Annotated in this window: 14 protein-coding genes; 13 read left to right on the top strand and 1 reads right to left on the bottom strand. The window is 39.4% G+C overall.

Features of this window, described 5'->3' with window-relative positions:
• The first annotated feature begins 35 nt into the window (after positions 1-35).
• From R8495_RS09810 to R8495_RS09780, 7 genes are all read left to right on the top strand, one after another.
• Positions 36-1,226, top strand: coding sequence for an SAM-dependent methyltransferase (locus tag R8495_RS09810; protein WP_317635298.1), 1,191 nt, complete (start codon positions 36-38; stop codon positions 1,224-1,226).
• Positions 1,227-1,281: 55 nt separating this feature from the next.
• Positions 1,282-3,906, top strand: a complete 2,625-nt coding sequence (gene mgtA, locus R8495_RS09805) for a magnesium-translocating P-type ATPase (protein WP_317635297.1) — start codon at positions 1,282-1,284, stop codon at positions 3,904-3,906.
• Positions 3,907-4,351: 445 nt separating this feature from the next.
• Positions 4,352-5,044 carry a response regulator transcription factor gene (locus R8495_RS09800; RefSeq protein ID WP_317635296.1) on the top strand — a complete coding sequence of 231 codons (693 nt, stop codon included), beginning with the start codon at positions 4,352-4,354 and terminating at the stop codon, positions 5,042-5,044.
• Complete coding sequence (locus R8495_RS09795) at positions 5,037-6,011, top strand: sensor histidine kinase (RefSeq protein ID WP_317635295.1); 975 nt, start codon at positions 5,037-5,039, stop codon at positions 6,009-6,011. The genes R8495_RS09800 and R8495_RS09795 overlap by 8 nt, the downstream gene beginning before the upstream one ends.
• Positions 6,012-6,058: 47 nt before the next feature.
• Positions 6,059-6,781, top strand: coding sequence for an ABC transporter ATP-binding protein (locus R8495_RS09790; RefSeq protein WP_317636629.1), 723 nt, complete (start codon positions 6,059-6,061; stop codon positions 6,779-6,781).
• A gap of 13 nt (positions 6,782-6,794) precedes the next feature.
• Positions 6,795-7,028 (top strand): hypothetical protein, encoded by a 234-nt coding sequence (locus R8495_RS09785; protein ID WP_317635294.1) that lies wholly within the window; start codon positions 6,795-6,797, stop codon positions 7,026-7,028.
• Positions 6,991-8,640 (top strand): ABC transporter permease, encoded by a 1,650-nt coding sequence (locus R8495_RS09780; protein ID WP_317635293.1) that lies wholly within the window; start codon positions 6,991-6,993, stop codon positions 8,638-8,640. Before R8495_RS09785 ends, R8495_RS09780 begins: the two co-directional genes overlap by 38 nt.
• A 13-nt stretch (positions 8,641-8,653) precedes the next feature.
• On the opposite strand, the gene R8495_RS09775 is transcribed toward R8495_RS09780, so the two are convergent.
• Entirely contained in the window at positions 8,654-8,866 is a 213-nt protein-coding gene (locus R8495_RS09775; RefSeq protein ID WP_317635292.1) for a hypothetical protein, read from the bottom strand.
• A 173-nt stretch (positions 8,867-9,039) separates the two neighbouring features.
• On the opposite strand from R8495_RS09775, the gene R8495_RS09770 reads away from it, so the two are divergent.
• The 6 genes from R8495_RS09770 to R8495_RS09745 all read left to right on the top strand — a co-directional run bounded on the left by R8495_RS09770 (position 9,040) and on the right by R8495_RS09745 (position 13,708).
• Complete coding sequence (locus tag R8495_RS09770; RefSeq protein ID WP_317635291.1) at positions 9,040-10,317, top strand: sensor histidine kinase; 1,278 nt, start codon at positions 9,040-9,042, stop codon at positions 10,315-10,317.
• An 82-nt stretch (positions 10,318-10,399) separates the two neighbouring features.
• Positions 10,400-10,615, top strand: a complete 216-nt coding sequence (locus R8495_RS09765; protein ID WP_317635290.1) for a hypothetical protein — start codon at positions 10,400-10,402, stop codon at positions 10,613-10,615.
• Positions 10,616-10,918: 303 nt separating this feature from the next.
• A complete protein-coding gene (locus tag R8495_RS09760; RefSeq protein WP_317635289.1) occupies positions 10,919-11,104 on the top strand; it encodes a hypothetical protein in 186 nt (61 codons plus the stop codon).
• Between the two features lie 3 nt (positions 11,105-11,107).
• Complete coding sequence (locus tag R8495_RS09755; protein WP_317635288.1) at positions 11,108-11,485, top strand: ATPase; 378 nt, start codon at positions 11,108-11,110, stop codon at positions 11,483-11,485.
• Positions 11,486-11,677: 192 nt separating this feature from the next.
• Positions 11,678-12,415 carry a response regulator transcription factor gene (locus R8495_RS09750; RefSeq protein ID WP_317635287.1) on the top strand — a complete coding sequence of 246 codons (738 nt, stop codon included), beginning with the start codon at positions 11,678-11,680 and terminating at the stop codon, positions 12,413-12,415.
• A 324-nt stretch (positions 12,416-12,739) separates the two neighbouring features.
• Positions 12,740-13,708, top strand: a complete 969-nt coding sequence (locus tag R8495_RS09745) for an ABC transporter substrate-binding protein (RefSeq protein WP_317635286.1) — start codon at positions 12,740-12,742, stop codon at positions 13,706-13,708.
• Positions 13,709-13,756 lie beyond the last annotated feature (48 nt).

The raw sequence follows: 13,756 nt of genomic DNA, 5'->3' as shown, positions 1-13,756 counted from the left end.
ATAATTTTCTTCGGGAAAATAATTGAGGTGAAAAAATGGTTTTTGATAAAAGTATTTATCGCAAAATTTTAAGTCGTGCGTTTTCAATTCCGGTGAGCGTTAGTTACTGGGATCAGACGACTGAAAATTACGGCGAAGGTGATCCAGTTGTAAAAATTAAATTTAATGAAGAGATCCCGGTTACTGATTTCATGCACGAACCAACCCTTAGACTTGCCGAAGCCTATATGAGTGATAAACTAGATATTGAGGGCAGCATTCAAAAGTTGGTTGCTTCGGCTTTTGCAGCGAAGGATAGTTTCCTAACTAACGGGAGACTTATTAAGTATTTACCGAAGATGTCACATAGCGAGAAGGCTAGTGAAGCTGATATTCAAAAGCATTACGATATCGGAAATGATTTCTATCGGATGTGGTTAGATCCAACGATGACTTATTCCTGTGCTTATTTTGAACACCCGGATGATACGTTAGAACAAGCTCAACACAATAAGATTGAACATATTTTACATAAATTAAATCCGGTTGCAGGAAGGACGCTTTTAGATATCGGTTCTGGCTGGGGCGCAATGATCATTGCTGCAGCGAAACTTTATAATTTAAAGACGACGGGGATTACTTTAAGTCAAGAGCAATACGATTACACCAAAGAACGGATCAAAAAAGAAGGCCTGGAAGGTCAAGTTGATGTTTGGCTGATGGATTATCGTGAAGTACCTAAAGATGTTGATTTTGATTACGTTGTCAGTGTTGGAATGTTTGAACACGTAGGAAAAGAAAATCTTGGACTTTATTTTCAGAAAATTCAAGATCTCTTAGTGCCAGACGGAGTTGCTTTAATCCACGGAATTACTGGTCAACATGTAGGACTAGGAGTTGATCCGTTTTTGGTGAAATACATTTTCCCAGGCGGGTATATTCCAAATATGGCGGAGAATTTAAATCATATTATGGACGCTAAACTTCAGCTTGATGATTTGGAGACTATGAGGCGCCACTATCAGAAAACACTGGAGTGTTGGACAGAAAGTTATCATCAAGTATTTGATGAAACTAGTGAGAAATACGGCCGTGAGTTTGCCCGGATGTGGGATATGTACTTGCAGGCAGCAGCAGGTTCCTTTGAGTCGGGTAACATTGATGTCATGCAGTTCTTGCTTTCAAATGGTCGCAGTAATCAAACGTTACCGATGACCCGCGCTTATATTTATGATAATGAAAAATAATTAAATGGTACCGACTCGTTGGTTAGGTACCATTTTTACTGATGAAGGGTAGGAGATGATGAAAAACCGGAAAAAGAGTATTTCACCAAAACAAGCAGAGTTGAAAAGAATTAGTGCGATGAATCCGGCAGAAGTGTTGGCGGAGTTAAAATCAAGGCCGACCGGGCTAGCTAATAGTGTGATTGAAGAATTACAAGATCAGTTTGGGCTCAATACCGTGACAAGTCAACGAGCGAAACCCTGGTATTTAATTTTGCTTTTTTCCTTCAATGACCCCTTTGTTTACGTATTATTTTTGCTGGCAATTGTTTCCGTAGTTACGGGTGATTTGGACGGTGCCACGGTGATGTTTTTGATGATCGCTCTTTCCGTAGGCATAAGATTTCGCCAAGAGTATCGTTCGCAACAAGCAAGTAGCGACTTAACGAAATTGATTCAAAACACGAGTGCTGTGATGCGGGATGGTGTTGTCAAGGAAATTCCGATGGATCAAATCGTACCCGGAGATGTGATCGAACTGAGAACCGGAGATATGATCCCAGCGGACGCTTATCTTTTTGAGACGCGCGATCTGTTTATTAACCAGTCGTCGTTGACTGGCGAATCGATGCCAGTCGAAAAAAATGCTGAGGGCTTGAGCGAAAATCAGGATAGTGAAATGACCGCTTTTGATCAGCCAAATTTGGTTTTCATGGGGACAGATGTCCTTTCAGGCTCTGGTAAAGCAGTAATTTTAAAAACCGGCCGCAATACTTTCTTCAACGGCATTGCTCAAAGTGTGACGACCAAAAAGGCGGTGGGCAATTTTGAAAAGGGGATGCGTTCGGTCAGTCGTTTTTTGATTTTAATGATGTTAGCGCTTGTGCCAGTTGTTTTCCTAATCAATGGGTTCACCAAAAATGATTGGGGCCAGGCTTTCTTTTTTGCAATTGCAATTGCAGTTGGACTGACGCCAGAGATGCTACCAACTGTTGTTAATAGTAATTTGGCCAAAGGGGCGCTGACGATGGCAAAAGAAGAGGTGATCGTCAAGCGCTTGAATGCAATTCAAAGTTTAGGTGCGATTGATACTTTATTTACTGATAAAACGGGGACTTTGACGGAAGATCGCGTAGTTGTGATGCGCCATGTCAACGTTTTTGGAGAAGATAATGACGATGTTTTGCAATTAGCATACATGAATTCAAATTATCAGACCGGTTGGAGCAATTTGATGGATGCTGCGATCATTGAATACGTGCGCGAGCATCCGGAGCAGGAGAAGACGCTACCGCAGGGTCTCAATAAATATGATGAAATACCGTTTGATTTTTCTCGTCGGCGCTCAACCGTTGCGGTGCGTAATAAAGAACATCAGTGGATGATCACCAAGGGTGCTTTTGAAGAGATGCTCAGCATTTCAAAATATGTCATGATCGGCGAAAAACGAGAGATTTTGACGTCAGATATGAAGGAGCAGTTGGCAAGAACTAATCGCGAATTAAATGAGCAAGGGATGCGAGTTTTGATGATTGCGTATCGGATGGATCTGCACCGGAACAATGATTACACCGTTGAAGATGAAAAGGACATGACGATCGCAGGATTTCTAGGATTTTTGGATCCGCCGAAAAAAGATGCCGAAAAAGCGATCAAACTTTTGCGGGAGCACGGAGTCAAAGTTAAAATTCTGACCGGGGATAATGCAATTATTACCCAACACGTGGCAGATGACGTCGGAATCGACAATTTGGACGTCGTTTGGGGACACGAAATTGATCAGCTTGATGATCAAGCACTTCTTGATACAGTTCAGAGTCACGATCTCTTTGTCAAGCTCAGCCCTGAACAGAAGGCCAGAGTTATCAAAGTGATGCGCAGTTATGGTAATACTGTCGGATTTATGGGCGATGGGATCAATGATGCACCCGCTTTGAGGCAGGCGGATGTTGGAATCAGCGTGAAGAATGCAGCCGATATAACTAAAGATGTTTCTGACATTGTGCTGCTTGAAAAAAGCTTATTAGTGTTAGAAACCGGAATTATTGAAGGACGCAAGGTTTACGCTAACACGATGAAATATATTAAAATGACAATTTCATCAAATTTTGGAAATGCCTTATCGGTTCTGATTGCAAGTATCTTTTTGCCCTTCTTACCGATGTTATCTGTTCAACTTTTGGTGCAGAATTTGATCTATGATACCTCGCAGATGTCGATTCCTTGGGATAATGTTGATAAAGAAACTTTGATGGAGCCCACACCTTGGCGCTTAAAAGGGCTATTTCGGTTTACGGTGATTTTTGGTCCACTGAGTTCGATCTTCGATATTCTAACATTTGTCACTTTGTGGTTCGCCTTTGGGATTGGCGCTCATGCTGGAAATCCTGCTTGGCAGCACGATTTTCAAGCAGGCTGGTTTGTCGTGGGTCTTTTGACCCAAACTTTAGTGGTCTATATTTTCCGGACGCAAAAAGTTCCGAGCTTTAGTCGACATGCTTCCAACACAGTAATTTTAGCGACGCTTTTGGCAGTTGCGGCAGGACTCATCGTGATCACGACGCCGCTAAGAGTTGCTTTTGAGTTTGGAAGATTACCGGGAAACTACGCATTTGCAGCTATTTTGTTAACTGCAGGCTATCTTTTGACTGTTGAGTTGGTTAAAGTATTTTATTTGAAGCGCTATCATGAGTGGCTTTAGGGGTTTTCCCTTGATTAGTTGCAAAAAAATAATTGTAATAAAAGCGGGTTACCGTTAAGTGAAAAAGTTTAAAAGCCACAATGTATCATATGCATTGTGGCTTTTTTTAGGAGAAAAGTTTGAAATCAAATCTAACATTCGGACTATATGAATATGTTTTTGAGCTTTGTGAATTAGATTCACGGGTTGAAAATTTCTACGGAACGCGTGATAGTCAGCATAGGAGAAATTATTTTGTTCCGTTATCTTCCTCTAAAACCAAATATTTGAAAATTTAACGCTTATAAAATTAAAACAATTTGGTTTCGGTTCTAAATGTAAACAACTGCGACTTTGCAAAACTTAAAAGTTATTGCAGAAATTACAAACGATAATTGAGCTTTCGAAAGATAAAAATTTTTATCAATCGAGGAATTAATTGATACAATAATGCAAGGAGGCGCCCATGCATAATAAAATCTTGCTGGTTGAAGATGATACAGTGATCGCTAAGACGATTCAAAGTTTCTTGGCTGGACAAAGTTATGAAGTGAAGACAGCACAACATTTTAACGCAATTGATAAAGAGTTTGATTTTTTTGATCCAGATTTAGTGATCATGGACTTGATGTTGCCGCATTTTAACGGGTTTCATTGGCTTGAAGAGATTCGCAAAACTTCCAAAGTGCCAGTGATTTTCTTGACTAGTGCGGGAGATGATCCGAACTTAGTGATGGCGATGAACTTGGGAGCAGATGATTTCTTGGCGAAACCAATCGAATTGACAGTTTTGTTGGCAAAAATTCAAGGGTCGCTGCGGCGCGTTTATCAATATCAAATCTCTGAAACTAGTCTCCAAAAAGGCGGTTACGTACTGGAGATTTCAGATAATAGATTAAGCAATGCTAAAGGCAGCGTCAGTCTTTCGCCTATTGAAACCAAGCTACTCGGGTTGTTATTTGAAAAATCCGACCAGCTCGTGAGCCGGGAAGAAATGATCAAAAAATTATGGGAAGGCGATGATTTTATTGATCGCAATACACTGGCGGTGACAGTCAATCGACTGCGCAAAAAAGTTAGCGCCATCGGGTTAGCCGATCAGTTGGTAACAGTAAAAGGCGCAGGGTATAAATTAGAATTGGTAGGACAAAATGATTAAATTGTATCTCAAAAGTAATTGGCTGGTCATTGCTGGTCCCTTAATCTTATTAGCAATCGCCGCCTTGATGACCGAGTTATTAGCTAAGTCAAACGAGCTGCTTTTTAATACAATTTTTGTTGGATTTTGGCCAGTGTTTATTTTGTGGGTGATCGATTTTATGAATTTTAAACGTCATTGTCAAAAACTTAAACAACAACAAAATTCTCCAATAATCGATTTAACGGCGTTACCCGAAACAAACGACTCGCTTGCCCAAATTTATCAAGAATTATTGCACCGTGAATCTAGTGAACTTGATCAGTTAAAGACGCAATTAGTTGAAGTTCAAACAGATACATACGAAACACTGCAGCTGTGGACGCACCAAATTAAGACGCCACTAACAGCACTTGATCTTTTGCTCCAAGTTAATCCGGTCGATCAAGTAGGAGCTCGTTTGGAAGTTGAAAAAATTGACCGCTACCTGCGAGTGATGCTTAATTATTTGAAGTTAACGACAGTTAATACGGATCTGGTGTTGAGAAGTGTCAATCTAACAGTACTTGTCCAAGAGACGGTGCGCGACCTGGCTAAATTGTTTATTGCTAAGGATTTGCGAGTTAAAGTTCTCGATTTACCGACGGTGGTCAGTGATTCGCAGTGGCTGAAATTTATTTTTGAACAGGTATTAACTAATTCAATCAAATATACGCCAGAAGGGGAAATCAAAATCTACGCTAAGGGTGACGCCATAATTTTCTCCGATACGGGAATCGGAATTTTGCCTGAGGATTTGCCCCGAATTTTTGAACAGGGATACTCAGGATATAACGGACGCGAAAATCAGAAAGCCAGTGGTTTGGGGCTATATTTAAGTAACCAAATTGCTTTGAAGCTCGGTCTAAAAATGACGGCAACTTCAACGGTAGGCACAGGAACTGAAATTTCAATTCATTTCCCTCAGCGTGCTTGGATTGCAGAGTAGGTGGAATTTTGCTGAAATTAAGAAATGTTGAAAAAACTTACTACAGCATGCTTAAAACTCGTGCTGAACGGGTGTTAAAAGGAATTAGTTTTGAGGTTGCAGACAATGAATTTGTGGCAATTATGGGCGAATCTGGTGCAGGGAAGAGTACACTTTTAAATTTGATTGCAACGCTAGATGATCCAACTGCGGGAACGATTACTTTAAATGGACAGGATTTAAACCAGGTTAAAGAGGATGAACGGGCAAAATTTCGGCGTGAACACTTAGGTTTTATTTTTCAAGATTTTGATTTATTGGATACCTTTAACGTGCAGGATAATATTTATCTTCCGTTAGTTCTAGCAAAAAAGCCGCTATCATTAATGAATACTCGTTTAGCTGAAATTGCGCCGAAGTTGGGGTTAAGTGAAGTGTTGAATAAACATCCTTATGAACTTTCGGGCGGACAGCAACAGCGAGTGGCAGCAGCGCGCGCTATTATTACGAACCCTGAGCTTTTATTGGCCGATGAGCCGACGGGGGCACTTGATTCAAGAACTTCTGCTGAACTTTTGAATTTGCTGGAAGAACTTAATCAAGCAGGTCAAACGACTTTGATGGTAACTCATAGTGCGGTAGCGGCGAGTCATAGTAAGCGGGTGCTTTTTATCCGTGACGGAATCATTTTCCATCAGTTATATCGGGGCAACTTAACGCAACTTCAATTCTTGACCAAAATCAGCGAAACGTTGACGGCGATGTTGGGCGAAGCAGATCAGCACTTTTAAAAGAGGAGAGTTTGTGAAATTTTACGCAAAACTTGCAAAAAATAATTTGCGTCAATTTGCTAATATTTATCTGCCTTTTATCATTACGGTGAGTACAATGATGATGGTAAGTTTGGTAATACTCAATATTTGTTTTGATAACTCGATTTTAGTTAGTGGAATGGGAGCCCAGAGTACGAGGGGGTTGTTTTATTTTTGGTGGCATCGTGATGCTTCTCATGACAGTTTTGATTGCTTGGTATGCTAACAGTTATACTCTAAACTATCGCAGCCAACAATTACGACTTTTTAGCGTGATCGGATTTAGCAAAAGAGAAATGTCTAAAATGTTCTTTTTTGAAAAAATACTTTGCCTTGGTTTAACGCTTTTGCTGGGAACAATTGGTAGTTTGAGTTTTGCGCGCCTAGGGTACTTAGTGGTTGCCCGGATGCTTAAAATTACTTTAAAACGTGGGTTTGGTCTAAGTTTGCAAGCGTTTATGATTGCTGATCTTGCTGTTGTGCTAATCTTTATTTTTTTGTTTTTTCTGGATTTAATTTGGATTCAACGCCACAATCCATTGACTCCCGCAATTGTTGATCAACGGGAGCCCAAGACTCGCTGGTTCATGTTGATTTTCGGATTTTGGTCGATCATCTTAGGTTATTATCTTGCTGTAACGCTCAAAGATCCGATTGATGCGATTCAATATTTCTTTATTGCGGTGATGCTGGTCATCGTTGGTACTTATTTTATTTTTATTGCAGGCAGTATTTTTGTTTTGAAATTTTTAAGGGGCAGGAGATCTTATTATTATCGGCCCCAGCACTTTATTAGAATTGGGAATTTGTTGACCCGCATGAAGCAAAATGGCGCTGGTCTGGCTTCGATTACTATCTTGATTACGATGACTTTGGTGACAGTTATCTCGACAGTGGCACTATTTTTGGGGCAAAATCAAATGATCACTGCTCAAAGCCCGGTAGATCTACAATATACTGTCGGCAACAATCAGTCGGATCCCACGCCAATCATTTATGCGGCGGCCCAAAAATCTGGAGTCGAGATCAAAACACACGATATTTTAAAGATGACGCCCATTTTGATGGATGTGATCGGACTGCATCATTATGATGTCCACGGTGTCTTGTTGGCGGATTTTAATCGAATGGCGAAAACTACTGAAAAATTGACGCCCAATGAAGTTATCATAGTAAAAGAGGATGGCTATGAAGGGTCATCTTTGAAAATTGATAACCAAGAATTTCGGGTCAAGCGAGTTTTTCGTAAATTTCCTAATGTTAAGTGGCAAGTTGGTCATGATACAATTTATTTGATTTTTGCAATGAAAGAAAAAACAGATGAGACGCAGCACTTTTTGACGTTAAAAGGCAGCGATCAAAAGCAGCTAGCGTTGTTTAATAATTTACCCGACGGGATCAATGTTCAATCAAAAGCTGTGACCAAAGATAATATTAGAATAATGATGAATGGATTATTATTTATTGGAATATTATGTGGGAGTGCTTTCGTGTTAATTACGTTCTTGATTCTTTACTATAAACAGCTAAGTGAGGCTTTTGAAGATGTGTTACGCTATCAAACTTTATTGCGCGTTGGTCTTGCCCAAAGTGAAATCAAAAAAAACATCGTCAGCCAGCTGCGGGTCCTATTTTACTTGCCGCTGGCAACGGCGATGATTCATCTTTTATTTGCACTGCCTTTTATCCAAAGAGTGCTATCAAACTGGGGGCTCAAAAGCAAGTTGAATTTCATGTTGATCGGTTTAGGCGTGTTAATTACTTTTGCGCTGATGTATCGCTTAATGGGTAAATTAACGATGAAAGTTTACTATCGAATAATCTTTAAAAGAAGGTGATATCAATCACAACTTAGCGATCATCCTGGCGTCGAGCGATTTTTCTCATTGCGTCAGCTTTTTCTTTAGAGTCGTCAAGGGTATTTGATAAAATACAGAGCCAACAGCTAGGTATAAGTATTGACACAAAAGAGAGTTCCCTTGTTAAGATTAAGCCAATAATTCCGATGGCAGCACAAACGATGCCCCAGAATTTTGCAACGGTCTTGCCAGTAATAATGATCATGGATAATTCCTCCTAAATGAAGTGTACCATAGAATTTAGGAGTTCAGTCGAATTATTACTAACGTTCAAATTTGCCTGATTAACGTTAACCGACAATTTAAGTTAAAACCGGTATAATTAGAAATAAACATTTGAATGGAGCGAGTAATTTGGAAGAGATCTCCTGGCAGATAGTGTTATTAGAATATTTTCTTAACTTCTTTGAATTGATTCTCTTTGAAGATTTTTTGCGGCAAGATTTTAAGTTACGCCATTTATTTTGGGTGATTTTGAATACTCTGGTCAGCGTTGTTTTGGGGTACTTTAGCGTTCTGATCTGGTTTTTTGCGCCGATCATCTATCGAAAGATCAAAAATAAAAAGATGGATTATCTCTATTTCAATCAACGACTTCTGGCGTTATTAATCACTTTTACGCTTAATTTTCTTTTAAATATCGTTTATCCGCTAATGATGAAATTTATTAAAAATCTTGATTTCTCGATTTTGTTTTTTGAACTTCTGACAATCATTTCCTTGATGATGATAGCGATTTTGATTCACAAAAAACGTGCCGCACTTGATCAAATTGTAAGTGAAATTCAAAAGCTAAATCTAGAGCGACGAGTCTATTGGCTGCTTTTGATTTCGTTTTTGGTAATTTGGACTAGTTATATGGCAATTTCGGCTTATTTGTATTTTGTTCCAAAAGAAACCACTACCATGGTTTTTATTAGCATTCTCTTAGGAGTCGCATCGGTTCAGCTAATGGCATTTTTATTTCTCGATATGTCTCGGCGTGCTGCAGAGGACAAGGCGATCCAAAATGAACAGCTGCAGAATTATTTGAATAATATTGAGCAGCAATATCAAGAGCTGCGCCACTTTAAACATGACTATCACAACTTATTGCTCTCGTTAAACAGCGTTGTCGAAAACGATGAACAGCTGAATTCTTATTATCAGCAGTTGATTTTAGAGCAGCCGGATGAACATAAATTCAGTTTTGCGCTTAATCACTTAGATTATTTGCAAAATGAGCCAATCCGGGGACTAATTGTTCAGAAATTTTTTGCGGCCCAGAAATTAGGAATTGAACTAGAACTTGAAATCAAAGAACCGCTTGTTGTCCCTGCTAAATTGGTACTCACGGTGATCAGGATTCTGGGAATTTTGTTGGATAATGCGATTGAACACGTGGACAAAGAAACAGATAAAAAGGTCTCTTGTGCCTTGATCAAATCTCCTGATTTAATTGAAATTACTGTAAGCAACCAGGCGTCTAATTTAAGTAATTTAGATCAGTTATTTGAAAATGGGTTTACCACTAAGAAGAATCATCAAGGCTTTGGATTGGCAAACGTCAGAAATTTAGTTGATCAAAATTCCGACTTGTTTTTCGAAAAAGAGTTAATAAATGGGAATCTCCAAATGACTTTAATGATCGAAAGATCTAGTGACGTTAATTCTTAAAAAACGAACGTTAATATTTTTAGCGCCGACTAATAAAGAAATATTGCTACAATGGTATCATCAATTAAAGGAGATCATTTTGATGAACAAGTTAAAACACAACTCGAATATATTTATGGGATTAGTGACCATTTGGATGATTTTTTCACTGATTTGGCGGATTTTAAGCGATCTTCACCAAGTTCCAACCTGTAATTTTCTTGATGAAAATTTTGCGCTGGTTTCAATTTTTGGATTCGGCTTTGTTGCTTATTTTGAAGAAAAACAAGAAAAAAAGAGTTCTAGGATTGATCACTAGAGCTCGTATCTTGATCGAGACCAACTAAGAGTCGCTGTTTGTGATTGGCTTCACTTGCAACGTAATTAAAAACAGTTTTTAATTATCTAACCGTTCCTTTACTTTGGAGAATCGAAAAATTACGATTGTATTTCTCCATAATTGCATCAACTTTTTCTCTTTCAGTCCCACCAAATCTTTTTTTGAATAGGATCAGTTCTTTTTTGAGTATTTTGGCATATTCGACTGAAACCCTCCTCGTTATTAGGGTTAGTTTACCATAAAACTGTTAACTGGTAGAATTGATATAAATTGGAGGAAGTTATGGACAGCGAGAAGATGTTGGCAAAATTAATTGAAGAAGCAGAGAAACTCGGACCAAAAGATTTGCTGAATCTTTCTATGGATGATCCCGATCCAGATAAGCGGCAGTTATATGATGCTCTGTATACTTACGTTTTAGATAAACGGCAAAAAGAGTGGCTCAAACGCGAAAGATTTGTGATTTAATTAATGAAAAAACAGTATATTATAGTTGCGGGAGTTAATGGAGCTGGGAAAAGTACTTTATATGGAATTCTACCAGAATTATTTGCCGGAACTAAAAGAATTAATGCCGATGAAATCCTGCAGGAGTTAGGTGGAGATTGGCGTAATCCGGTAGATTACATCAGAGCAATGCGTGAAGAAGGCAGAAGACTGCATCAAGCTTTGGCGAATAAAACTAGTATCCATTTTGAAACTACTTTAGCTGGCGCAGTTAAAGCTCATCTCAACTTGATCGAAGAAGCACGAAAAAATGATTTTGAGGTGACAGATCGCTTAAAGCGATCGACTGAGTTAATGAGCGCGTCAAAATGGGAGGTCATGGGATCGATGCCCATTAATTGAAAGACGCTACATCCAATCACATCGCAATTTGGCTCGAGTAGCAGCAAACGCTGATAATACGGATAAGTTTACCGTTATCTACAAAAAACAGGACAGGATCAATTATAAAGATTTATTGCTAGCGTATCCTTGGCTTTCTATCGATTAGAACGGGGCCTTTATCGAGTTATGTTTCTAAATAAAGGAGAGAAAATGTTTCCCATTTACTTACTTGAAGATGACGAAAAACAAAGGGCAGTTTATGCCCAGACAATTAGAAATACTATCTTGATCAATGATTTTGCGATGAAGTTGGTTGTAGAAGCTGCTTCGACAGATCAACTTTTGGCGTCAATTAATGATCAATATCAGGGCTTGTTTTTCCTAGATATGGAAATTGACGGCGTGAAAGAAGCTGGACTCCAAGTAGCGGTTGATATTAGGCGGGAGCTGCCAGGGGCACAGATTGTATTTATCACCACGCACGAGGAACTTTCATTTCTGACGTTAGAGCGAAAAGTTGCGCCCCTTGATTACATTTTAAAAGAGCGGGGACTTGAGCAGCTCAAGCAAAATATTAGCGACGATCTGATCAAGGTCCAGCAGATTCAGGCTTCAGGCAAATACAAGAAAGAGAATCTCTTCACTTACCGAATTGGTTCCCGTTATTTTTCTTTGCCACTTGCTGATTTAATTTATTTGAAGACTGAAAAAAGTGCGCCTGGTCGAGTTAAGCTTAGGAGCAGGACTAAAGAATCAGAGTTCCTTGGCAATTTGAACGATCTTGCTAAGAAGTATCCCCAGCTATTTCGCTGTGATAAAAGCTTTTTAGTTAATTTGGATTTGCTGGAAAGTTTTGATAGTGGCAGTAGAGAGTTGATTTTCGTTGACGGGAGTAAGGCTTACGCTTCGATTCGAAAAAGTCGGGAACTAGTTCGGATGATGAAGTAGATTGAAAATCCTTGACGTCGAGATTTTTATTCGTTATAATTCAAGACAACCAAGTTGGAGGTAGTTCTTAAATGATTAAGAATACAAATAATTGCTTACAACTGAATAACCGTTACTACTATAGCTATTATAGATAAGGTTTGGATTCATCAAGATGAGTTCAAACCAAAAGTTTGGATTCGTCTATGATGGCTATGGTGTTTTTGCTTACGGTTAGCCACGTAGAAGCTAAGTGGCTAACCGGAATATAATCAATTTTTCGACATTTCGTAACCCACTTAGTCACTAGGTGGGTATTTTTTTATTACAACGGAGGAGAAAAAGATGAAAGCAAAGAATCTAATGATCGGCCTAAGTATTGCAGGAGCGTTATTAATGGGAGGCTGCAGTAACAAAAGCAGTTCAGAGAGTACTAAAGTAAAACATATTGGCGTATTGCAGTTAACACAGCATCCGTCGCTTGATAAATCGTATGAAGGCTTTAAAAAAGGGTTGAAGGAGAGCGGCTACGTTGAGGGCAAGAACGTCAAATTTGATTATCAAAATGCCCAGAACAATCAGGATAATCTCAAAAGTATGAGCGAGAAATTGGTTAAGGATAAGCCAGACTTGCTTTTGGGGATTTCGACTCCCGCCTCGCAAAGTTTAGCTAGCGCAACAACAGAAATTCCGACGGTGGTAACTGCGGTGACCGATTTACAAGCTGCAAAACTTGTGAAGACCAACGAGAAGCCAGGCGGCAATATTACCGGCGCGCACGACATGAGTCCTGTCGATAAGCAAATTGCGCTTTTGCTTTCGATCGTTCCGAAGGCGAAGAAAATTGGAATTATGTATAACGCAGGGGAATCTAACTCAAAGATTCAAGCTGATATGGCGGTGAAGGCCTTAAAGAAAGCGGGCGTTACGCCAGTGATCAAAACGGCAAACAGCACTAACGATGTTCAACAAGTAACCGAGACGCTGGCTAGTTCGACTGACGGGATTTATGTTCCAACGGACAACACTTTTTCGTCAGCAGCAGAGTTGAGCGGCAAAATTGTAAAAGAGAAGAAAATCCCTTTAGTCGCTGCGTCGATTGATCATGTTAAACTTGGTGGATTGGCAACGATTGGAATTGATTTTGAAGAACTCGGAGTCCAAACTGGTAAAATGGCGGCTAAAATTCTGGACGGGAAAGCTAAACCTGCGACGATGCCAGTTGAAGATCCTAAGAGCTTAAATCTTTACGTCAATAAGGACATGGCGAAGGCACTTGGCATCGATCCGGCGAGCATTAAAGCGCCGAAATAAAATTTCGACAGTGTCTATAAATGAGCCGTTATCTCTGAACAGTACAAA

Origin of the sequence: Xylocopilactobacillus apicola (genome assembly GCF_033095985.1) — a bacterium.
Taxonomy (GTDB): Bacteria; Bacillota; Bacilli; order Lactobacillales; family Lactobacillaceae; genus Xylocopilactobacillus; species Xylocopilactobacillus apicola.
Note: the sequence above shows the minus strand (reverse complement) of the source record. Positions and strands in the feature narration are given on the sequence as shown.

Excerpts from the sequence above, each read along its gene's own strand:
- R8495_RS09810 (WP_317635298.1), top strand. The coding sequence starts at position 36 with ATGGTTTTTGATAAAAGTATTTATCGCAAAATTTTAAGTCGTGCGTTT.
- mgtA (WP_317635297.1), top strand. The coding sequence starts at position 1,282 with ATGATGAAAAACCGGAAAAAGAGTATTTCACCAAAACAAGCAGAGTTG.
- R8495_RS09800 (WP_317635296.1), top strand. The coding sequence starts at position 4,352 with ATGCATAATAAAATCTTGCTGGTTGAAGATGATACAGTGATCGCTAAG.
- R8495_RS09795 (WP_317635295.1), top strand. The coding sequence starts at position 5,037 with ATGATTAAATTGTATCTCAAAAGTAATTGGCTGGTCATTGCTGGTCCC.
- R8495_RS09790 (WP_317636629.1), top strand. The coding sequence starts at position 6,059 with ATGCTTAAAACTCGTGCTGAACGGGTGTTAAAAGGAATTAGTTTTGAG.
- R8495_RS09780 (WP_317635293.1), top strand. The coding sequence starts at position 6,991 with ATGCTTCTCATGACAGTTTTGATTGCTTGGTATGCTAACAGTTATACT.
- R8495_RS09775 (WP_317635292.1), bottom strand. The coding sequence starts at position 8,866 with ATGATCATTATTACTGGCAAGACCGTTGCAAAATTCTGGGGCATCGTT.
- R8495_RS09765 (WP_317635290.1), top strand. The coding sequence starts at position 10,400 with ATGAACAAGTTAAAACACAACTCGAATATATTTATGGGATTAGTGACC.
- R8495_RS09760 (WP_317635289.1), top strand. The coding sequence starts at position 10,919 with ATGGACAGCGAGAAGATGTTGGCAAAATTAATTGAAGAAGCAGAGAAA.
- R8495_RS09755 (WP_317635288.1), top strand. The coding sequence starts at position 11,108 with ATGAAAAAACAGTATATTATAGTTGCGGGAGTTAATGGAGCTGGGAAA.
- R8495_RS09750 (WP_317635287.1), top strand. The coding sequence starts at position 11,678 with ATGTTTCCCATTTACTTACTTGAAGATGACGAAAAACAAAGGGCAGTT.
- R8495_RS09745 (WP_317635286.1), top strand. The coding sequence starts at position 12,740 with ATGAAAGCAAAGAATCTAATGATCGGCCTAAGTATTGCAGGAGCGTTA.